Source organism: Cupriavidus phytohabitans, assembly GCF_017815025.1.
In the GTDB taxonomy this organism is placed as follows: domain Bacteria; phylum Pseudomonadota; class Gammaproteobacteria; order Burkholderiales; family Burkholderiaceae; genus Cupriavidus.
The window spans coordinates 55,338-77,365 of the sequence record NZ_JAGIQB010000036.1 but is presented as its reverse complement, the minus strand read 5'-3'; the positions used below and the strand labels follow the sequence as shown (position 1 = coordinate 77,365).

Genomic DNA, 22,028 nt, shown 5'->3' with positions numbered 1-22,028 from the left:
TTCAAGTCATTGAATGTAAACACTTTTCCGGGGCGCCAGGATCGCTTCGGTGGGTCAAAGATGTGTATAACCGCATGGCTTTACCTGGCGCCGCACCGGAGTAGCTGGGTACCGTGCCGTCACCCGGGCAATCGGGGTCGCCGATCGTCAGGTGAATCCCACCCGATGTCCGCAGTGTCCCGTTGCCATCATCGGCAACTATGTCAAGCTTGCCTGGGCTGATCGATCCAATTCCCCGTCCTTCCCAGACGACCTCGCCCCAAGAGTTCCGGTCCTTATCCGCCAACAGCCCTGTCCCCAACAGCCCGCCTGCGGGTCCTTCAGGATCGCGCAATCCTTGCGCACCATAGTGGGCGTACGTTGGGGTTTTATATTGGCCCTCAATACTGGTGTGAAACTTACGAACGCTATCGATCACCACTTTCAGTGCACCACGTGGCGTCTTGCGGCTTGATAAATCATCGTCAGTTGAAGGTGTATCCGAGGCATTTTTCCCAGGATTCGTCAGCCTTAGATTTGCATCCGGCACCAAGCCATACCACTCGGGCGAGAGATAGATTTCGCTGTAAGGATCATTGTTGCGAGGCAGGGCGTCCATTATTTCCACGCAGCTCCTCTTGTCACGCACCCGCAACCAAGGTTTCCCATCGTTGTAGTCAGCCGTTGGCAACAACTCCAGTCCGCCCGGCGCCTGCGAGAGAATGGCGACCACATCCGCAGCATTGCGCCCGAGGACCAGCTGTGCCATGCCTTCGAAGCCCGCGCGCATGCGTTTATAGGTGGCCGGCGCACCCGTGGCCGGCTGGACGCCATGCGAGACACCCATCACCTTGTCGCACTGATGAATCTCGGTTAGTGCCCGACTGACCATCCCGCCCATGGAGTGGGTGATCACAATTACCTTCTCCGCCATCGCACGAAGCGGCTTCCTGCGCCGGATGCTGCATTGATCGTTGCCTTCGCCATCAGGCGTATCCTTGACGATCACCGACTTGCCCTCGTTGTAGTAGGGCAGGATCGTTTTCTCGATCAGGTCCTTGATGGCCGCGCCGGAGTCCCGGTTGCTCTCCAGCCAGTTGTAGCCGCCCGCCCAGACGTCGAACTGATAGTTGGCGGCGTGGAGGATCTCCTCGCGGGTCAGCGCCTCGCCAGCTTCGGCTCCCCATTTAGTGGGCGCATCCTCCCCAAACTCCTCTGCCCAGTTCTTCAGGTTGGCCTTGCAAATTTCGAAGTCATACTCGGCCAGCGAGTTCAGGGAATGTTGCAACTTGCCCATGAAGGGATGGTAAGAGGAACGCATCAATGCGCCCCAACCGCGGGCGACCAGCACATTCTTCGGTAAGCCGCTCTTACCCGCATCGATGGGTCCGCTTGGATCGACTTCGACCGTGCTCGTCACCAGGTCGGCAGCTCGGTCTTTCGTATTCTTGAATACGTAGCTAAACAGCTGGCAAATGAGGTCTGCCGCTCCCCGCAGGTCTAAGTTGGGCGGTTGCCACGCGATATCCTTCCCTTCTTTCTTCCGGAGATTGGTTCCCATGATGCCGGGTAGAAACAGAACAGGAATCACGTAGGGCTTCGCCAGAACAATCTTCTCGCGCTGATCCTCCGTCGGTGTGAGAACCGTCTGGACATATTGATCTCCGTCCTTTTCGACGACGCTGTGGTAGAGAACGCGGCTGGTTTCGGCCATGGCATGGTTTGGAAGTGAGGTGTTTCGCGTTAATCCAGCAGCCTGATCGTGAAGGGCTCGACAAACAGACTCTTCTGCGGCGGAATCTTTCCTGCCGAATCCGTAGTCATCTTGAGCCGGGTGCCATCTCCCCGCAGGATTTCGACACGTGCATGGGGAAGCGGCTCTCCGGTTGAAGGATTGCGTATCACGTAGGCGTCATTGAAGTTCGCATGCTTCCATGTGTTCATCTCTTGTGCCAGGGAACTTGAGCCCTGGCGTGCGAATGACGCGGACTTGATCGTTCGATCACCGCGGGTCCCGTCCTCGATACCCGTCGACGACATGCGAAGATATGAACCACCGCACTTGAACAGCAGCTCATCCTTGGCCTCGATGACAACGCGCCCGTTTGCACTGCTGATTGTCATGTTCTTGTCAGCCAGCAACCGCATTTCATCGCTCTGGGCCTGAATGTCGACCGGGCCTCTTGCGGCAAAGAGCTTGATGCCGAGTTTCTGGGCGAACATGGATACCAGATCGCCTGCCGCGACCGTAAATCGTTTAAGCACGCTGAAATCGGCATGCCCATGAGACGTGGCGATCAGGTTCTCCGCCGCGCTCATTTGCAGGTCGGAGCCGGATGCGAGTGCCATGCCGGCAGGGGCGCTGACGAGTATCCCAGCCTTCTTGAGCCCGATCAGGGTATCGTTAAGCAGCGTCCGCTGCCTGTCGTAGTCCGCTGCGATCGCTTGCGCCGCCTTGGCGGCCGAAGCCATCGATTCGCTTTGCTGGAGCGCTTGCTCCAACAGGCTTTGCGCGGCCTGCATGTCGAGTTGCTGGCCGCTGGCATTCGGCTGATCATCCGCCGAAATGAGGATGCCCTTGCCGCCACGCATCGCGCCATGGCCGGACGTGCGCAACTCGAACCCCTCACCACGCTTCTGCTTCTTGCTATCGACGAGGTAACCCAGGTTAAGCTGGGTCTTGCCGCCGTAGTCGGTGGACAGCTTGATACCTTCCTGCCCCTCCCAGTCCTCCATGCGCAGCTTGTTGTTTGCCTGCGTGCGGATCACGTTCCGCGAGATCCAGCGGTCCTGGCTGGTGATATGGTCGGTTTGCTGGCTGTTGTGGTGGGCGTGCGCGATATACGGCTTGTTCGGATTGCCGTCGGTGAAGGCAATCGCCACCTCGGTGCCATCGAGCAGTGGGAAGTGGAAGCCGGTCTGCAGGCCGCCCGCGAACGGCTTGGCCAGGCGCAGCGGCACGCTCTCGCCCCCGGAGGGCCAATCGTCGAAGTCGAGGTCGAAGCGAACGGCGTAATGCCCGTCCTGCGTCAGGTAGGCATACTTGTAACGGCTCGGCGAGGTGACCCGGGCACTGAGCGTGCCGGCGATGCGCGGCCAGTTCTCTTCATCCAGCGGCAGGCGAAAGCGCCGATCCGAGGGGATCGCCTTGTAGGCGTTACGGTAGGCCGCATCGCGCGCGCCGCTGTGCGTGACCTCGGTGATGACCTGGCCGTTGGGCGCATCGGGCAAGGCCAGGTCCAGGCGCAGGATGCGCGCCGGGCGCAGCGCCAGTACGTTGCTCTCGCCTTCGTAGACGACTTGCCCGGCAATCGCCGCCTCATGGCGTAGTTGGGCCTCCCACCTGGCGCTGTCCTGGTCCAGATGGTGCGTGCCGTAGACATACGCCTGGCCGTAGGTCGTCCGGTCCTTGCGTGCGATGTTCGCTTCTGCCTTGAAGCGCTCATAGGCCTGCGCCGGGTTGCGGTCCGCGGCCAGAACGGACCCGGCTACCGTCTTCGCAATGGTCTTGATGGCGAAGACGGCCTCGACCCCCGATTCCAGCCCGGCCGTCTCCTGATACGGCGGCCGAAGTTCCGGCTGGTAGAGGTAGTGGTCGATATCGTCCGCCACCACCCAGGTTTCACCGAACTTGCCTGGCACGAAGTAGCTGTACAAACCTTCCTGCTCCATCAGCAGGCGGATGTAGTCCCAGTCGGACATCTGGTACTGGAGGCGGAACTTGTGCTGCGGGTACTGGCGGCGCGTCTTGAAGGCGAACTGGTGCCCCTTCAGGTCATGCCGGCGCAGGATGGCCTCGATGATCTGCGGCGCGGTCTTGTGCTGGTAGACGCGGCTGGCATGGGTGAGGCGCAAGCGCGCGACAAGAGGCTCCACGACTATTTCATAGGCGCAGAAGTCGCGGGTCTGTTTGGTCTTGGAGAAGCGGGTAATGCAGCCGGCAAACCGGCGAGGCTCGCCGCCGTCGGCGGGATCGATCACGAACGCCGCGTCGCGCCCAAGATAGTCGGCGCGATCCAGTTCCAAGGGATGCGTCAACTGCACGGTCACCACGTAGGGTTCGCCCAGGCATTCCGTGGCCTCGAACGACACAACCGACAGCCCGGCAGCGCTCGCTGCGGTGGGCACTTCCAGGAAGTATGACTGCCGCCCGGCCATGTTTCTGGCCAGCGCGCCACCGATTGCCTTCAGTTCATTCACCACACCAGCCATTGACTTTGCTCCGTTCTCAGCGTGATCGAACTCTCTGCATAGGCCACGGCATAAGAGCGAGGCCCACATCCAACATCCCTGCGCGCCGCACGTTACGCCGTCTTAACTAGGGCGGAAACACCCAATTCGTCGTGTTTGCAACGAATTTGAACTAATTCATAAAAATCAGATTTCTCCTAAAGACGCGCACAAGGCAGTGCTGATAGATATACCGGCAGGTCTCCGTTACCGAACTGCAGAACACAGGTGTTGGCATGACCTAAGGATTGTTTAAGGCGGATATAAAAGGAAATTGAACAATGGCTGAGAGCTTTCAGAACGAAGTGCCCAAGGCACGGGTCAACATCAAGCTGGATCTGCATACCGGCGGCGCGCAGAAGAAGGTTGAGCTTCCGCTCAAGCTGCTGGTAATGGGTGACTACAGCAATGGTCAGGACACGCGCGCCCTTGCCGAGCGCGAGAAGGTGTCGATCAGCAAGAACAACTTCAACTCGGTCCTTGCCGACTTCAATCCGAAGGCCCGGATTGCCGTCGAGAACACCTTGGCAGGTGACGGCTCGGAGTTGCCGGTCGACCTGGACTTCAAGTCCATGGACGACTTCAAGCCGGAAGTGGTGGCAGGCCGCGTACCCGAGTTGCGGGCCTTGATGGCCGCCCGCAACCTGCTGCGCGACCTCAAGTCGAACCTGCTCGATAACGCGATGTTCCGCCGCGAACTGGAAAAGATCCTCAGGGATCCGTCGCTCTCGGAGCGCTTGCGCGCCGATCTGCAGAAGATTGGCGAAAACACCCCGTCTGCCCAGTAACGAGTTTCCAGAGGATTGAATCCCATGACCAAGCAAGACATCGTGGCACGCACTCACAGTGAGGCGGAGACCGTTGTGCTGGACGCAACCGGCAAGAGCGTCTACGAATCCCTGTGCGAGAAGATCAACCTGACCCCGGTCAGGAACGCACGTCCGGTGGAATCTTTCCAGAGCGCCGACGCGCTCTCCGATTCGTCGCTGGATGAGCGTGTCGCCCAGGCGATGAATGTGTTTCTGAAGATGATTCAGGATTCATCGCAGCAGGTGGACCGGCTCGACAAGAGCCTGCTGGATTTCCATATCGCCCATCTGGATGCGCAGATCAGCCGCCAGCTCGATGCGATCATGCACCACGAAACGTTCCAGCAGATCGAGTCGGCCTGGCGCGGGCTGAAGTTCCTGGTCGACCGCACGGACTTCCGCAAGAACGTCAAGATCGAGGTGCTGGATGTCTCCAAGGAGGCGCTGCGCCAGGATTTCGAGGACACGCCGGAAGTGATCCAGAGCGGTCTGTACCTGCATACCTATATCCAGGAATACGACACTCCAGGCGGCGAGCCGATCGGTTCCATCGTCTCCAATTACGCCTTCGACCGCAGCGCCCAGGATATTGCCCTGCTGCGCAATATCTCGAAGGTGTCGGCGGCGGCCCACATGCCGTTCATCGCCTCTGTGTCGCCGAAGTTCTTCGGCAAGGACTCGATGGAGGAAGTCGCCAGCATCCGCGACATTGGCAACTACTTCGATCGCGCCGAGTATCTGAAGTGGAAAAGCTTCCGCGATTCGGACGATGCCCGTTATATCGGCCTGACGCTGCCGCGCTTCCTCGCACGCTTGCCCTATGGGCCCGAAACGGTGCCGGTCCGCGCCTTCAATTACACCGAGGCCGTCAAGGGTCCCGACCACAACCGCTATCTGTGGGCCAACGCCTCTTTCGCCTTTGCCGCGAACATGGTGCAAAGCTTTATCAAGAACGGCTGGTGCGTGCAGATCCGTGGGCCGCAGGCTGGTGGCCTGGTAGAGGACCTGCCGATCCACCTCTATGACCTGGGCACGGGCAACCAGGCAAAGATTCCGACCGAGGTGCTGATCCCCGAAACGCGCGAATTTGAGTTCGCCAATCTGGGCTTCATCCCGCTGTCGTACTACAAGAACCATGATTTCGCCTGCTTCTTCTCGGCTCACTCGGCCCAGAAGCCGGCGCTCTATGACACCAGCGAGGCCACAGCCAACAGCCGCGTCAATGCACGCCTGCCGTACATCTTCCTGCTGTCGCGCATCGCCCACTACCTGAAGCTGATCCAGCGCGAGAACATCGGCACCACCAAGGACAGGCGCCTGCTGGAGCTCGAGCTGAACACCTGGGTCAAGACGCTGGTGACCGAAATGACCGATCCGGGCGACGAGCTGCAGGCTTCCCACCCGCTGCGCGAGGCCAAGGTGACGGTCGAGGATATCGAGGACAACCCGGGCTTTTTCCGCGTCAAGCTCTTTATCGTGCCGCACTTCCAGATCGAGGGCATGGACATCAATCTGTCGCTGGTGTCGCAGATGCCAAAGGCAAAGAACTGAGCGAACGGAACCAGGCCGCCAGCACCGCTGGATTGCCGCATGGAGGGAGAACCTCCATGCGATGTGAATTCTCGTCTCAGCAACGATGACGCGCCCATACTGCGCGGCTCTCGATCACCATGAAGATAACAAGACCGCTGTGGGCACAGGGTATTTTCATGACCCCGCAGCATTTCCAGCAGCAAGCCCTGTGGGAACGCCATGCTGACGAACTGGTCGCGCGCATCGCGTGCCCGGAGCCGTGGGGCGCTGTGCGTGTCGCGCTCGACCCGCAGGCGCTGTCGATCGACCGCCTGGCCGTCAGCGCCTTGACTGTCCGCTTGCCCGACGGGACGATCATCGACACGGATACGGCGGACCGCACGCCGGCCGCTCGCGATCTGGCCGATGTGCCAGGCGGTGTCGATGCCGCGGTCGTGCTGATCGGCTTGCCGCTGGTAGACGCCCAGGGCGGCAACTGCATCGAGGACGGCGCACGGCCCGCCCGGCCGCGGCGCTTCGTGCGCGAGTACCTTTCCGTGGCGGACCTGCATGGCGAGGGCAGGGAAGAGATCAGCGTCGAGCGGCACGCGCTGGTGTTGCTTTTCGACTTCGAAGAGCACGGCGACTATGTGACCTGCCCGATCGGCCGGCTGGTCCGCACGCCGCAGGGGCGCTTCGAGGTTGACCCGGCGTTCGTGCCGCCGTGCCTGTTCCTGTCGGCAAGCGGGCGGCTCACCGAACGCATGAAGCGGCTCTCGGAAATCCTTGCCGCCAAGAGCGCGAGCCTGGCCGTGCGTCGACGGGAGCGTTCGGACCAGATCGCCGACTTCGCCGTAGCGGATGTGGCGCTCTTCTGGTTGTTGCACAGCGTGAACAGTAGCTGGCCGGAACTGGCGCGGCTGTGCGCCGCGCCGCGGCAGCACCCCGAACGGCTCTACGATGTGCTCGCCCGCCTGGCTGGGGCGCTCCTGACCTTTTCGACCACCGAGACGCTTCAGGCCATTCCCCCGTACGACCACCGTGCGCCCGAGCCCGTGTTCGCGGAACTGGAGTCGCTCATCCGAACGCTGCTCGACACGGTGATCCCGTCGCGTGTCGTGCCTGTAGCGCTGGAGCGCGTACGGCCCACGGTCTGGGTCGGCAAGATCCTCGACGAGCGGCTGGTGGAAGGCGCCGAGTACTACCTGTCCGTCCAGACGGCCCTTCCCGCCCATGCGCTGCTCGAACAGTTGCCGCGCCTGTGCAAGGCAGGGGCACCGGACGAGGTCGAACAGATCGTCAACTCGGCGCTGCCGGGCATTCCCTTGCACACCATGTCGCGCCTGCCCGCGGCGATTCCCGTGCGGATCGAGAACCAGTACTTTGCGCTGGACAGTGCGCATCCGGCCTTCCAGCGCATGCTGGCCGCGCGCGCTTGCCAGTTCTACGTCCCGGCCTCCGTGCCGGACGTATCGCTTGAACTCTTTGCGGTATTGCCGGCATGACCACGCTTACTACCATTTTGCCGCTCGCCCTGCGCGACACGGCTCTGACCGTCACGGAACTCGCTGGCGAAGCCAGGACTGAGACCTTTGGCAAGTTCCGGGACAAGTGCCTTGAGCATTTGAACCGCCTGCGCGAAGAGTTCCGCGCGGCCGGGCATGCGCCGGCCGTGGTCGAGGATGCGGCCTACGCGCAATGTGCATTGCTGGACGAGGTCGCCCTGCGCTGCCTGCCGGAGGAGGATCGCGACGCCTGGGAACGCGAGCCCTTGCAGGTCAAGGAGTTCCAGAGCCATAACGCCGGCGAGGAACTGATTGCTCGCATCGAGCGCCGTCTGGCCGAGCCCCAGCCGGTGTTGCCCCTGCTGGCCGTCTTCTACGCCGTGTTGGGGCTTGGCTTCCAAGGCAGGTTCGCGCTGGAAGGCACCGGCGCGCGCGAGGCGCTGATGCGCGCCATTGACGAGCGCCTGGAGCGGGGCGGCGTGCACAAGAGCACGGGGCCGGTGATCGTCACCAGCGGGCAGCCACGCGGATGGCGAGGACTGTCGCCACTGGCCTGGGTGGGCACCACCCTGGTCGGTGCGGCTCTGATCTACTTTGCGCTGGGCCGGTGGCTGGCCGCGTCGATCGCCCAGCTCGGTGGCTGAAAGGGTATTCGTGACCGGCTATCCGTATCGCACGCTTTTCGGCTGGGTCGCGGCGCTCGCGCTCGCCTGGCTGGCCCTCAGCTCTCCGTGGACGAGGGCCTGGAACCTGCTGCTGGCAGGGATCGTCATCGTGCTGGCACTTGCAGCCAGCATTGTGGCGACGCGACGTGTGCATGCCCGCTGCCGGGCTTCGCGCGCCGTCCTGGAGGCCATCCACGCGTCGCTGGATGCGCTGCCGGGAGATATTCGCCGCAATACCCGGCTGGTGCTCGCCGTGGGCGAGGGTACACCAGCACTTGTGTTTGGCGAGCGACTGGTCCGAATCTCCGACAGCGCGATCTGGGTGCGCGTAGACGAGCCGACCAGGCTGGCCTACGTGGCCGATGAAATCAAGCGCTGGCGCGAGGGCCAAGGGCCCGACGCCATCGCGTGCCTGGTTGGCGCGGATCAGGCATGCGATTCCGCTACGCTCAGTACCGGACTCAGGTATTGGCGCACGGCCATCGGCGAGGCCAGCCGTGCCGTTGGCTATCCGCTGCCGGTCTGCATTGCGGTCTACGTGGAAGAAGCCGGGGGACCGCCCGACGAGTGCCCGTGGTTTGGCGTCTCTGGCGCAAGTGTGCAACTGGGCGAAGCGCTGTGCGACCAGCTGGCCGATCGCCTCGCGCAGTATCCCCGGGTTGCCGTGCCGGCTGACCGCCCCGCGCGCATGCGGCGCGCCGCCCGACTCGATGCGCTTGCCAGATGGGCGTCTGGCGCCTTGCTGCCGGCATTGCGGGAGGAGGGGCTGGACCCGGGGAGAAGCGGCCCTCCGGTCCACGTGGCGGCGTTCGGCGTGACGGCCGTGAATGGCGTCCCGGCTTCCAATTCGCTCTATGCCGGTTTCGTGACGCAACTCACCGGATTGGCGGCAGCCTTGCAGGAGAGGAGGAGGGTGTCCTACCCCTTGCCGGATCCCCTGATCCGTGGCCTTGCGCGGCAGCCGGTGCGGCGCGCCTTGCCGCGCGCGCTGGCGCATGCCTTTGCCTGGCTGGCTCTGGCCTTCTGTGCGGCCGCAGCCGCTTCGGCCTGGCAGAACCGTGCGCTGGTCGCACGCGTCATCAACGACATGGCTCGCTATCGCGCCATCGGCGCGGAGCATGACGCCGCGCGTGTCGATGCATTGCAGGCCCTCAAGCGCGATCGGGATGAACTCGAGCAGCACCAGCGCGCTGGCGTGCCACCGCGGCTCGGGCTGGGCTTCTATCGGGGAGCCGGTCTGCTTCCTCCCCTCAACGCCCTGATCGCTGCCTACCAGCCGCCGGCACCGCCGCCGTCGACCATCGAACTGAACAGCCTGTCGCTATTCAAGAGTGGCAGCGCGGTGCTCAATCCCGGCTCCAACCGTGTGTTGGTCGACGCGCTGGAGATGATCAAGGCCCACCCGGACAAGCGCGTGCTGGTGGCCGGACATACGGATACCGTTGGCAGCCCGCAAGCCAACGTCAAACTGTCCGAGTCCCGTGCAGCCTCAGTACGCGACTGGCTGGCTGACGCCTCAGGCCTGCCGCTCACTCATTTTGCGATCCAGGGCTATGGCGACACCCGTCCCAAGGCGCCCAACGACACGGATGCCGGTCGCGCGGTCAACCGCCGTGTCGAAATCACCCTTGTTCCCGACTGCCGCGACGATCGCCGCGGCAGTCAGGCAATCCCGGGCCACCCGGCCTGTTCATTCCAGTAGAAGGAGTAAGAAGACATGGCAATTCCCGCATACATGTGGATCAAGGACGATGGTGGCGCCGATATCAAGGGTTCAGTCACCGTCTCCGGGCGCGAGGGCAGCGTCGAAGTCGTCGCCTTCGACCATGCCGTCAACATCCCGACCGACTCCAACACCGGCAAGCTGACCGGTACCCGTGTGCACAAGCCGATCATGTTCTCCAAGGAAACCGACGCCTCGACGCCCTACCTGTACAAGGCCGTCACCAGCGGCCAGACCCTGAAGTCGGTGGAGATCAAGTGGTACAAGATCGACGACGCTGGCAAGGAGAAGGAGTACTTCAACACCAAGCTGGAAAACGTGAAGGTGGTTGGCGTCACGCCCAAGATGCTCGACATCAAGAATCCGGCCTACGAGAAGCACAACCACCTCGAAGACATCGAACTGCGCTACGAGAAGATCACCTGGTCGTACAAGGACGGCAACATCATCCACGCTGACAGCTGGAACGAGCGCTCGTAAGCGCCCCGTGGCCGGTGCCTGACACCGGCCCCCCAATGCGTGCGGTGCCTGACACCAGGTGCCGTGCTCACTCTCTCTTTCTAGTCCCGCAGCCCTGCTCCTCGCCATGACCACCCGTGACCATTCCCAGTTCCTGCGCCGCCTGAATGAGCACTGCGCCCATGCGCTGGCCGATGCCGCCAGCCTTTGTGAAACGCGCGCCCACCGGGACATCGAGGTCGAACACTGGCTGATCAAGTTGCTGGAATTGGGCGAAGGCGACCTGCTGGCGATCCTGCGGCGCTATGAACTGGATGTCGACGCGATCTGGAACGGCCTGCTTGCGGCCGTCGAGCGTCTGCCCCACGACCTGCGCGGCAGGCCGGGATTGTCGGTGCGGCTTGGCCAATGGCTGGAAGCTGCCTGGCTCAAGGCTTCGCTTGCCAGCGGAGCGCAATCGATCCGCTCCGCGCACCTGCTGGCCGCGTTGGCCGAAACACCGAATCTGCTGCGGGCCCCGTATGCGTGGCCGCTGCTGAGCATTTCCGCAACGCAGATCGAGCGGCTGATTCCGGAGCTGGACAAGATTTCCATCGAGGCGGATGTACCCGCGGCATCACCGGCACCGGCGGATCAGCAGACGCCCGCTTCTCCATCCCCGCCGGTGGCAGTGCCAACCGTACCAACGCGCGCCATGCCAGGTCTGGCCGATACCTCCGCGCTGGCGCGGTTCACCACCGACATCACGCAGAAGGCGCGCGACGGGAGGATCGACCCCGTGTTCGGCCGCGACATCGAGATCCGGCAGATGATCGAGATTCTGGCCCGTCGCCGCAAGAACAATCCGATCCTGGTCGGCGAGCCCGGGGTGGGCAAGACGGCGCTGGTCGAAGGGCTGGCCCTCCGGATCGCGCAAGGCGATGTCCCGGCTGTCATACGGGATGTGAGTGTGCTGACGCTTGACCTTGGGCTCCTGCAGGCCGGTGCTGGCGTCAAGGGCGAGTTCGAGCAGCGCCTCAAGAACGTGATCGAGGCTGTGCAGCAAGCGCCAACGCAGATTCTGCTCTTCATCGACGAGGCGCACACGCTGATCGGCGCGGGCAACAGCGCCGGCGGCGCCGACGCCGCCAACCTGCTCAAGCCGGCGCTTGCACGAGGCGAACTGCGCACCATTGCCGCAACGACATGGTCGGAATACAAGCAGTATTTCGAGCGCGACGCGGCGCTCGAGCGCCGCTTCCAGATGGTCAAGGTCGACGAGCCCGACGACGAAAACGCTTGCCTGATGCTGCGCGGACTGAAGGAGCGCTATGCCGGGCACCACCGGGTGCATATTACCGATGCCGCCGTCGCCGCGGCCGTACGGCTGTCACGCCGCTACCTGACAGGGCGTCAACTGCCGGACAAGGCCGTCGACCTGCTCGATACAGCCGCCGCCAGGGTGCGGATGAGCCAGGAGGCGCCGCCTGTCGCGATCTCCGCCTGCGAAGCCGAATGCGCCGCACTGCATGTCGAACGCGATGCCCTGCTCGCGGATAGGGGGGCCACCGGTACGTGTGACCGCGACAGGCTGGCTGCCATTGATGCGAGGCTGGCAGCGCTGACAATCGAGCGGGAGCAACTCGAGCGCACGTTCACGGATCAACGGCACTGCGCCGAAGCGCTAATGACCTTGCGTGCGCAGTGGACAGCCGTGTCCAATGAATCCGCGCGACGGGATCTGGAGCCATCGATCGTCGCGGCACACCAGTCGCTGACGCACCCAGGCAAGCCATCCATGATTCACGCGGAAGTCGATGAGATGGTCATCGCGCATGTCATTGCCGACTGGACCGGGGTGCCGGTCGACAGCCTGCTGTCCAATGAGCTCGCCACGCTGCTGGAGCTGGAAGCCCGCCTGGGTGGCGTCGTGGTGGGCCAGGACGAAGCGCTGGCCGCGCTTGGCAAGAGTCTGCGCGCCGCCAAGGCGGGGCTCAAGTCAGAAGACGCGCCGTTGGGGGTCTTCCTGCTGGTGGGCCCGTCCGGGGTGGGCAAGACCGAAACCGCACGCGCGTTGGCTGATCTCATGTTCGGCGGCGAGCGATCGCTCATTACCATCAACCTCTCCGAATACCGGGAGGCGCACACCGTCTCCCAGCTGAAGGGTTCGCCGCCGGGCTATGTCGGCTATGGCGAGGGCGGCATCCTGACCGAGGCGGTGCGCCAGCGGCCCTACAGCGTGGTACTGCTGGACGAGGTCGAGAAGGCGCACCGCGATGTGCTTAACCTCTTTTATCAGGTGTTTGATCGCGGCTTCATGCGCGACGGCGAAGGTCGAGTGATCGATTTCCGCAACACGGTCATCCTCATGACGTCCAACCTCGGCAGCGAACAGATTCTTGCCGCCGCGCAGACGGTCGCGGAAGCCGGCGGAGAAGTCTCCAACGGCATGCTGATGGAAGCCATCCGGCCGATGCTGGTCGATCACTTTCAGCCAGCGCTGCTGGCGCGCTTCCAGACCATCTTGTACCGGCCGCTGGCAGCCGTTGCCATGGCGACGATCGTGCGCATGAAGCTTGCAGAACTGGCCCGGCGTATCGAGCGCCGGTTCGGCGTGCCGCTGCAATACGACGACGCCCTGGTGGCCGAACTGGTGCGTGCGTGTCTGCTGCCAGATTCCGGCGCACGCAATATCGTCAGCCTGCTGGACCAACAGATCCTGCCGGTGCTCTCGCGCGAGTTGCTGGTGCGCATGGGTAGCGGGCAGACCTCGAAATCAATCAAGCTCTCATACTCGGAAGCGGACGGTATCAACGTCGGGTTCGATGAGGTCACAGCGGGAGCCGGCGCGTGACACGGGGCGGCGGACCGGGCCTCTTCGAGGCCATCACCGGATACTTCGCGAACGGCGTCGGTGTCGACGAGTTCGACGCGACCACCCAGACCTTCTTGTCGGTGCAGGACAATATCCAGCGCATCCTCAACAGCCGCCGCGGTTGCCTGGCGCACCTGCCCGACTATGGACTGGGCGACTTGTCCCGGATCTACCGGCACCTGCCTGCGTCGGCGCACACACTCAGGCGTGAGATCGAAACCACGCTGCTGAAATACGAGCCGCGCCTGAAAGCCATCGACATCGAGATCGATGAGACCGAGCCCGGCATGCTGCTCAGCTTCACAATGAGCTGTCACCTGCATCAAACCGGACTGGTGCGATTCGGCACGCACTTCACTCCTGACAGCAAGACACGCCTTACCTTGCTCCAAGCCGCGCTCGACAGCGATTAACCTGTCTCTCTGATTAAAGCGTTGTCGGGTCGTTGTGCCGGCCGCAGCCACCAGCAATCAGTCCCCTCCGAGCTGCACTCCCTTCCCCTTGCGCCTCTCCACCGCCGCCTTAACCAGCGCGGCACTCCGATAAATCCCGTGCGCAAATTTCCCATACGGCAGTGTCGCGAACAATGCCATCACGACCCCCAGGTGAACCGCCAGCAGCAACGGCATCGCGGCAGTCTCACGGCCAGCCAGCAAGCCTAATCCCGTCCCGCTGGTCAACAACAGCAACGCAATGAATCCCCGATCCATCGGCCGCTGCCGCACATCGCCATGCATGGGATGCCGCCGCAAGTTCAGCCACAGCAAGCCGGCCGGTCCGATCAACAGCCCGATACCGCCGGCAGTGCCCAACATAACGGGCAGGCTTGGCAGCGGATATGGCGCATGCCATCCCAGCAGGTAGTGGTAAGCCGTCGCCACCATCGTCGACGCAAAGCACAGCATGAAGCCATAGAAGGTGAAATGGTGGAACCGCCGCCGCGCCAGCGTAAAGCGATCGCTCGCCTCATTGCAGCCGTCGCCATGCCCGCCGTCCAGATAGGTCAGCGCCAGCACGTTCTTCGCCGCCTCGGCCACGGCGGGCGCCGAGGCGGTTCCGGCCGACACATCGCGCCAGAACCGCCGTACGCCAACGCCAAGCGCGAGCACTGAAAACCCGAACACCGCACCAAACATCGCAGCCAGCGTGTTGTGGGGAAACACTGCGTAGAAATTCCCACCCGCATGCGCGCGCCACAGGGCTCCGCCGACCGTCACGGCCAGCACCAGGAACAGCGCCAGCCCGATCGCCAGCGCCACCGACACCGTCAGGCCGTTGCGCTGGTACAGCTTGCCCAGCGGCGCCGGCCACGCATATTCGCTGTACGTCTCCAGGCGCACCCTGGCCATCGCCTGCGGCACATTCACGCCGAAGTCATGCGGCGGCGCATACTGGCAAGCGTGGTAGCACCCCCCACAGTTGTGGCACAGGTTCGCCAGATAGTTGACATCGGCCTTGCCGAACTCAAGCCGCCGCGTCATCGCCGGGAACACCGCGCAAAACCCTTCGCAATAGCGGCAGGCATTGCAGATCTGCATCTGCCGCGCGACCTCGGCCTCGTTGCCGGTCAGCGGCAGCACGCGGATCACGCGGGCATTGCCGTGCCTGGCGACAGCTTGTTCGCCTGCCAGTTCCACGGCTTCGCGCGCCAGGGCTTCAAGCTTCTGCATGGATCGCTCCCGACCTGATGCCAGCCGCAAGTGCGGCTTGCGTGCCGGCAATGCGCCCGAAAGCGGTGCCGATCGACATGCCGACCCCGGCCGTATACCCCTTGCCCAGCACGTTGCCAGCCATCATTTCCCCCGCCACGAACAGATTCCCGCTCGGCTTGCCGCCAAAGTGCACCTGGGCGCGCTCATTGACCTTGAGCCCCAGGTAAGTAAAGGTGATGCCCGGCCGCAGCGCGTAGCCGTAGAACGGCGCCTGGTCGAGCGGCCGTGCCCAGTGCGTCTTGGCCGGGGCCAGACCTTCGGTATGGCAATCGTCCAGCGCGGTATGGTCGAACGTGCCGGCTCGGCACGCCGCGTTGTAGTCCTGCACGGTGCGCAAGAACTGCGCCTCCGGCAGCCCGAGCTTGCGCGCGAGTTCAGGCAGCGTGTCGGCCTTCTCGCCGGGGAACACCGGCGGCATGAAGCGGCCGATGGCCTTGCTGTCGATGATCGAATAGCCGATCTGCCCCGGCTGCTGCGCTACCAGCCGGCCCCAGATCGCGTAGCGCTTGGGCCAGAAGTCCTCGCCCTCGTCATAGAAGCGCTCGCCGTCGCGGTTGACGACGATGCCCAGCGACACGCAGTCGATGCGCGTGCAGATGCCGCCGTCATACAAGGGCGCGCGCGCGTCGATGGCAACGCAGTGCGATTGCGAAGGGTCGCCGATGGCATCGGCGCCGGATTCGATCATGTGCCGCAGCAGCACGCCCTGGTTGAAGCGCGTGCCGCGGATCAGGAAGTTGTCGGCGGGCCATTCGCCGCGCTCGTTCTGGCCCCAGGCCTCGCGCAGCCATTCGCGGTTCGACTCGAAGCCGCCCGCTGCCAGCACGCAGGCCCGCGCGGTAAAGCGTTGGTCACCGCTGCGCGCGGCGACGAAGCGGTTGCCATCCATCTCGATCGCGTCGACCGGGGTTTCATAGCGGATCTGCACGCCCATCGCTTCCGCGCTGCGGTAATACGCATTGACCAGTGCCTTGCCGCCGCCCATGAAGAAGGCGTTGGTGCGGGCCACGTGCAGCGCGCCCGACAGCGGCGGCTGGAAGCGCACGCCATGCCTGCGCATCCACGGCCGGCAGGTGGACGAGGCGCGGATCACCAGCCGCGCCAGGTGCTCGTCGGTGATGCCGCCGGTGACCTTGAGCAGGTCCTGCCAGTACTCTTCTTCGGGATAGGCATCGACCAGCACGTCTTGCGGCGCGTCGTGCATGCAGCGCAGGTTGCGGGTGTGCTGGGAATTGCCGCCGCGCCAGGCGCGCGGCGCGGATTCGAGCAGCAGCACCGAGGCCCCGGCTTCGCGCGCCATCAGCGCCGCGCACAGGGCCGCGTTGCCGCCGCCAATTATTAATACATCCACCAATACGTCGACCATCGGCATTGTCTCCTTGCTGGCGCCATCTTGGCCGGCAAGGCGCGACGCCGCCATCAGGGGCGAGGCAAGGGGGCTTCAGCTTTCGTGAAGCCCCGGCGCTCAACGTCGCTCGGCGTTGAAGGGATCAGCGCGGCCGCAGGGTAGCGCCCGGCCAGCGCCCTTCGCGCACCAGCGTGGCGGCCACGTCGGCCAGCACCACGCGCGCGGCCAGCCCCGCCGGGGATAGCTCATCGTCGGACAGGCTCACCAGCAGGTTGGGGCGGGTCGCGCCGGCGTCGGCAAGCAGCACGCTGCGGTAGGCCGTGCCCTGGCTGCGCGCCAGCGCCGCGCCGGGCTGGATGGTGGCGCCCAGGCCACCCCGCACGGCATCCATCAGGATGGCCAGGCCATCGATCTCGGCCACCACCTGCGGCTCGCGCTTTGCCTGCCGGAAGCAGGCGGCGACCAGCGCGCGCAAGCCGTGTGAGCCGCTGGGCAGGATCAGCGGCAGCTTGCCCAGCGCTGCCACCGAGGTGCTTGCGCCGCGCGGCATCCCGGCCAGCCCCTCGGCGCCGATCACGAACAGGCGCTCGTCGAGCAGCGGCAGCACGCTCCAGCGCTGGGCCGGCTCCTCGCTGAACAGCACCGCCAGGTCGATCTGGCGCGCGCTCAGCATGGCGCCGAGATAGCCGGACAGGCTCTCCACCATGCGCAGCCGCACGTCGGGGTAGCGCTCGCGCATGGCCTGCATGAATGGCAGCGCCAGCACGCCTGCCGTGCTGGGCGGCAGCCCCACGCTGACGTGGCCAGACAATCGCGCCTGGCGCGCCGCGAGCGCGGCGTCGTCGATATGGCGCAGCGCCAGCTGGGCCTGGCGCCAGAAGGCAAGGCCGGCATCGGTGGCGACCACGCCGGTCGAGGTGCGCTGCAGCAGCCGCGTCGACAGCTCGCTTTCCAGCCGGCTGATCTGCTGGCTCAGCGCGGAGGTGACCACGCCCAGCTCCAGCGCCGCCTTGCCCATGCTGCCATGCTCGATCACGCTGACGAAGTAGCGCAGTTGCCTCAGTTCCATGTCGCGTCCCCGCTGCCGCAAATTGGCGGCATGGTAGCGGAAAACCCGTCGCGGTTCACGAATCCTGAAGACCCCTTAACGCCCGCCCGATGGCGCGCGCCACCGCGGCTGCGTAGAGTCGCACCACCAGAAGCGGGCGCCTGCCCGCCGTCCCATAACAACATGACTTCCCGCAAAGGAGACTGCATGCCTTCCGTTTCGCGCATCCGCCGCGGCGTGCTGGCGGCGCTGGCCGCCGGCGCCGTGCTGGCCAATCCCGCCGCCATCACCACCGCATTCGCCGCCGACAGCTGGCCGGCCAGGCCAATCACGCTGGTGGTGCCCTTCGCCAGCGGCGGCACCACCGACATCCTCGCGCGCACCGTCGGCCAGAAGCTGGGCGAGGCGCTGCAGCAGCCCGTGGTGATCGACAACCGTCCCGGCGCCGGCGGCACCATTGGCGCGGCCAACGTCGCGCGTGCGCAGCCCGACGGCTATACCTTCCTGCTCGCCACCGTGGCGCACACCATGGCGCCGGCGATCTACAAGAGCCTGCCGTACGAGTTCACGCGCGACCTCGACCCCGTGGGGCTGGTGGCGCTGACGCCCAACGTGCTGGTGGTCAACCCCGCCATCCCGGCGCGGTCGGTGCCGGAGCTGATCGCCTATATCAAGGCGCACCCCGGCAAGGTCAACTACGGCTCCGCTGGCATCGGCAGCACCGAGCACATGTCCGGCGAGCTGTTCCGCTCGCTCACCGGAACCGATATCGCACATGTGCCGTACAAGGGCGGCGCGCCGATGATGACCGACCTGATCGCCGGCCAGATCCAGATGGCGATCGAGACCAGCCCGTCGGCCTCGCAGCACGTGCGCAGCGGCAAGGTCAAGGCGCTGGCCGTCACCACCGCAAAGCGCTCCGGCGCCTATCCGGGCGTGCCGACGCTGTCCGAGAGCGGCGTCAAAGGCTATGAAGTCACCACGTGGTTCGCGCTGATGGCGCCGCGCGGCACGCCGGCGGCGATCGGGCAGCGTGTGTCGGCGGAACTCGGCAAGCTGCTGAAGGCGCCGGACGTGCAGAAGCGCTTCGAAGAGCAGGGCGTGACCGCGGGCGACATGACGCCGCCGCAGCTCGCGGCATTTATCCGCGCCGAGACCGACAAGTGGGTCAAGGTCGCGCGCGAGTCGGGGGCCAAGGCGGAATAAGCATGGAACATGCGCGTCGATGCGTGGACTTGCGCGGCGACCTGAACACCCACTGCCCGCCGGAGTCCAATGGTATGACGCCAGCCTGGACCCGGAGGCAAGCCATGCATGACCTGACCTTTGTTCACGCTGACGCCGCGCATACCGAGTGGCAGGTTGCGCTGGCCGACTGCCAGCGCCAACTGGACACGCAGGACCTGCTGCGCCAGGCGCGGCTGGACCATGCGCCGCCGCTGACGCTCGGCTGGTGCTATATCAGCGATTACTACGCGCTCGCTGCGGAGGCGATCCTCGCCGCGTTGCAGCAGAACTGGCCCGGGGTGTCGTGGGTCGGCACGGTTGGCCTCGGCGTGTCGGCGAGCGGCGTGGAATACTTCGACCAGCCGGCAATGGCGCTGCTGGCGGCGCCGTTCCCGCGCGGCAGCTTCCGGCTGTTCTCGGGGCGCCAGCCCTTGCCGGCGGCGTCATCGGGCTTTGTCCCGCATACCGCGCTCGTGCATGCCGAAGGCAGCACACCTGATGTGCAGGAGCTACTGCACGAACTGAGCGCGCGCACCGCCACCGGTTACCTGTTCGGCGGACTGAGCTCGGCACGCAACCGTACCCTGCATATTGCCGACGGCGTGTATTCCGGCGGACTGTCCGGCGTGCTGTTTGGTCCGGAAGTCGAACTCGTCTCCCGCGTCACGCAGGGCTGCCAGCCGATCGGGCCGGCACGCGCGGTGACGCGCAGCGAACACAACCTGCTGTTCGCACTGGACGGCAAGCCCGCGCTGGATTGCGTGCTGCAAGACCTGGGCGTCGAGCGCGACGCACCCGTGGAAGCGATGGCCGAAGCGTTGTCGGGAACGCTTGCGGGTTTGAACGCCGCCACCGACGATGCGCCGGTGCAGCCGGGCAGGTTCGGCTCGGATACGTTGGTGCGCCACCTGATCGGCCTGGATGTGCAGCATCGCGTTCTCGCGCTTGCCGACCAGGTCGCGCCGGGCATGCGGCTGGCGTTCTGCATGCGCAACGCCGCCGCGGCGCGCGCGGACCTGGAACGCATCGCCACGGAAATCCGCAGGGACATCGAGCAAGGCGGCGGCCACGCGCGTGGCGCGCTCTACATCAGCTGCTCAGGCCGGGGCGGGCCGCATTTCGGCGCGCCGCATGCCGAACTGCAGACTGTGCGCGGGGCGCTGGGCGACCTGCCGCTGGCGGGCTTCTTTGCGGGCGGCGAGATCGCGCGGGATCACCTCTATGGCTATACCGGCGTGCTGACGGTATTCACCAGCCATTGAACAGGCTGGCGACCGGGCAGGGACCAAGTCAGCCGATGACGGCTTCGATGCTGCGCACCTGGCGCGCAAACCAGCTGCGCAGCAAGCCGTTCGACCAGACCATCGGCAGCGAAGACGCAACCATGCGGTAGACCTCGCGGCGCGGCATCTTCGAGGCCCTGGCCGGGTCCAGCCAGTGCTCGTTGCGCACCAGCAGCAGCAAGGTTTCCATGCCGATCAGGATCGGCCACAGGCACGCCAGCCGCAGCCGGACGAAGCGCCGCGGGATGGCCAGCGTGTAGGCCATGGCTTCATGGAAATGCGCCAGCGTCATGGCGGCCAGCGAACGCATCAGGGCATGCGCGCGCACCGAAGCGTCTGGCAGCAGCAAATCCTGCGGCGTCAGCCCATGTTGTTCCAGCAGCGACGCCGGCAAGTAGCAGCGGCCGATGCGCAGGTCCTTGCCGCAGTCGCGCAGCACATTGGTCATCTGCAGGGCCTTGCCGAAGCGGATCCCGCTGCGCAGCATGGCGCCGAGGTCGCCATTGATCGCACCCGGCACGTGCATCGCGGTCATGTGGGTCCAGAATTCGCCGACGCATCCGGCGACCATGTAGGTGTAGTGGTCCAGCGCCGCCAGGTCGGGGAGTGCCACGATGCGGCCGGCGCGCTCGTCGGGGAACGTGCGCAGGTCGAACTCCATGCCTTCGCTGAGGGTGGAGACGATCTGCCTTACCGCTTGCCGGTCAGCCGGTTCCAGCTGCGTGAGCACCGCCAGCGCGGAATCGAGCGACTCGAGCAGGATCCGCTCATCCGGGTGCTTCTGGTGGTGAGCCATCTCCGTCGCGATGCGGAGCGCCGACGCCGCGCCATCCGTGTTGCCGTTGACCTGGTCACGCAACGATAACAGCAACGCCAGCCGGCTTTCCGGCGCGATCAGCGCGGTATCGGCAATGGTGTCCGCAGCGCGTGCGATCAGATAGGCAAGGGCTACCGGATCGCGCATGCGCGCGGGCAGCACGCGCAGCGTCAGGTAGAACGAACGCGAGACGCCTTTGAGCAGCGGACCGAGGAGAAACGCCCGGCTGGTGTCGCGCATGGGTGGTGACCTGTTCTTAAGCGGTTGGCGGAGAGATAGGCCTGGTTGGCAGCAGGCGGGCGCGGACATTGTACCTTCGACATGGATGCGAGGCGCCCACTGGAGCGGCTTGGCTGTGGCGCAGCGCTTCCCGTTAATTGATTGACCGGACGAGACAAGTTTGCGGACGAGGCTGCATGTGCTTCGGCAATGTCTGCAACCAGGCGGCGTGAAACCGGCGCTGCGTTGATCCCTTCAGATGCTAGCCTCGACATTCCTCTACCCCGATTTATCACTGTGACCTGGCCTGGCACTCATTGGGAGGCTGGTTAGATATTTTTGTTCCTCGATCAGAAGCTGAACCTTAGGATGAGATATCGATTGCGCCGTTAGCTCGCAGGTAAAAGTGGCTGGTACCAGGATCGCGCGTTCCTAGACTGAAGCTGGGCGGTGTGGAATTGCCCATTTCTCAGCTAACCAAGGAGTTCGAAATGATCGATAAACCATGCAGTACCTCCGCGACGATTGACTCGCAAACCAGCTTCGACGTCGAAGACTTTGTCTTCGAGGTCGAATGGGATTCGGGTCATGATCCGGAACGCGCCATGTGGGGAGAAGCCATCCAATATTGAGCGCGA

At 64.5% G+C, this 22,028-nt stretch carries 17 protein-coding genes; 11 read left to right on the top strand and 6 right to left on the bottom strand.

What is annotated here, in order from left to right:
* Window position 1: 1 nt before the first annotated feature.
* Both J8I34_RS23140 and J8I34_RS23135 read right to left on the bottom strand, forming a co-directional pair.
* Entirely contained in the window at window positions 2-1,693 is a 1,692-nt protein-coding gene (locus tag J8I34_RS23140) for an alpha/beta hydrolase family protein (RefSeq protein WP_245176083.1), read from the bottom strand.
* A 29-nt stretch (window positions 1,694-1,722) separates the two neighbouring features.
* Window positions 1,723-4,191 (bottom strand): type VI secretion system Vgr family protein, encoded by a 2,469-nt coding sequence (locus J8I34_RS23135; protein ID WP_209807094.1) that lies wholly within the window; start codon window positions 4,189-4,191, stop codon window positions 1,723-1,725.
* A 299-nt stretch (window positions 4,192-4,490) separates the two neighbouring features.
* Between J8I34_RS23135 and tssB the strand changes: the two genes are divergently transcribed.
* The 8 genes from tssB to tssE all read left to right on the top strand — a co-directional run bounded on the left by tssB (window position 4,491) and on the right by tssE (window position 14,149).
* A complete protein-coding gene (gene tssB / locus J8I34_RS23130) occupies window positions 4,491-4,997 on the top strand; it encodes a type VI secretion system contractile sheath small subunit (protein WP_029048424.1) in 507 nt (168 codons plus the stop codon).
* Window positions 4,998-5,021: 24 nt separating this feature from the next.
* Window positions 5,022-6,569: a type VI secretion system contractile sheath large subunit gene (tssC, locus tag J8I34_RS23125; RefSeq protein ID WP_029048423.1), complete on the top strand. Its 1,548-nt coding sequence runs from the start codon at window positions 5,022-5,024 to the stop codon at window positions 6,567-6,569.
* Window positions 6,570-6,688: 119 nt separating this feature from the next.
* A complete protein-coding gene (tssK, locus tag J8I34_RS23120; protein WP_209807093.1) occupies window positions 6,689-8,035 on the top strand; it encodes a type VI secretion system baseplate subunit TssK in 1,347 nt (448 codons plus the stop codon).
* On the top strand, window positions 8,032-8,679 hold the full coding sequence (locus J8I34_RS23115; protein WP_029048421.1) for a DotU/TssL family secretion system protein: 648 nt from the start codon (window positions 8,032-8,034) through the stop codon (window positions 8,677-8,679). Before tssK ends, J8I34_RS23115 begins: the two co-directional genes overlap by 4 nt.
* 10 nt (window positions 8,680-8,689) lie before the next feature.
* Window positions 8,690-10,402 (top strand): OmpA family protein, encoded by a 1,713-nt coding sequence (locus J8I34_RS23110; protein ID WP_029048420.1) that lies wholly within the window; start codon window positions 8,690-8,692, stop codon window positions 10,400-10,402.
* A 15-nt stretch (window positions 10,403-10,417) separates the two neighbouring features.
* Window positions 10,418-10,903, top strand: coding sequence for an Hcp family type VI secretion system effector (locus J8I34_RS23105; protein ID WP_209807092.1), 486 nt, complete (start codon window positions 10,418-10,420; stop codon window positions 10,901-10,903).
* A 106-nt stretch (window positions 10,904-11,009) separates the two neighbouring features.
* Entirely contained in the window at window positions 11,010-13,715 is a 2,706-nt protein-coding gene (gene tssH, locus J8I34_RS23100) for a type VI secretion system ATPase TssH (RefSeq protein WP_209807091.1), read from the top strand.
* Window positions 13,712-14,149: a type VI secretion system baseplate subunit TssE gene (tssE, locus tag J8I34_RS23095; RefSeq protein ID WP_209807090.1), complete on the top strand. Its 438-nt coding sequence runs from the start codon at window positions 13,712-13,714 to the stop codon at window positions 14,147-14,149. Before tssH ends, tssE begins: the two co-directional genes overlap by 4 nt.
* Window positions 14,150-14,206: 57 nt before the next feature.
* Here tssE and tcuB read toward each other — a convergent pair whose 3' ends face one another.
* From tcuB to J8I34_RS23080, 3 genes are all read right to left on the bottom strand, one after another.
* Window positions 14,207-15,406 carry a tricarballylate utilization 4Fe-4S protein TcuB gene (tcuB, locus tag J8I34_RS23090; RefSeq protein ID WP_209807089.1) on the bottom strand — a complete coding sequence of 400 codons (1,200 nt, stop codon included), beginning with the start codon at window positions 15,404-15,406 and terminating at the stop codon, window positions 14,207-14,209.
* The gene (gene tcuA / locus J8I34_RS23085) at window positions 15,393-16,802 is read right to left on the bottom strand and encodes an FAD-dependent tricarballylate dehydrogenase TcuA (protein WP_029048415.1); all 1,410 of its coding nucleotides are present in this window, start codon (window positions 16,800-16,802) and stop codon (window positions 15,393-15,395) included. The genes tcuB and tcuA overlap by 14 nt, the downstream gene beginning before the upstream one ends.
* A gap of 136 nt (window positions 16,803-16,938) precedes the next feature.
* Window positions 16,939-17,865 (bottom strand): LysR family transcriptional regulator, encoded by a 927-nt coding sequence (locus J8I34_RS23080; RefSeq protein WP_029048414.1) that lies wholly within the window; start codon window positions 17,863-17,865, stop codon window positions 16,939-16,941.
* Window positions 17,866-18,051: 186 nt separating this feature from the next.
* Between J8I34_RS23080 and J8I34_RS23075 the strand changes: the two genes are divergently transcribed.
* A complete protein-coding gene (locus J8I34_RS23075; protein ID WP_029048413.1) occupies window positions 18,052-19,050 on the top strand; it encodes a tripartite tricarboxylate transporter substrate binding protein in 999 nt (332 codons plus the stop codon).
* 104 nt (window positions 19,051-19,154) lie between these two features.
* On the top strand, window positions 19,155-20,333 hold the full coding sequence (locus J8I34_RS23070) for an FIST signal transduction protein (protein WP_209773458.1): 1,179 nt from the start codon (window positions 19,155-19,157) through the stop codon (window positions 20,331-20,333).
* A 28-nt stretch (window positions 20,334-20,361) separates the two neighbouring features.
* On the opposite strand, the gene J8I34_RS23065 is transcribed toward J8I34_RS23070, so the two are convergent.
* Entirely contained in the window at window positions 20,362-21,411 is a 1,050-nt protein-coding gene (locus tag J8I34_RS23065) for a phytoene/squalene synthase family protein (RefSeq protein ID WP_209807088.1), read from the bottom strand.
* 470 nt (window positions 21,412-21,881) lie between these two features.
* On the opposite strand from J8I34_RS23065, the gene J8I34_RS23060 reads away from it, so the two are divergent.
* A complete protein-coding gene (locus J8I34_RS23060) occupies window positions 21,882-22,022 on the top strand; it encodes a hypothetical protein (protein WP_209773462.1) in 141 nt (46 codons plus the stop codon).
* Window positions 22,023-22,028 lie beyond the last annotated feature (6 nt).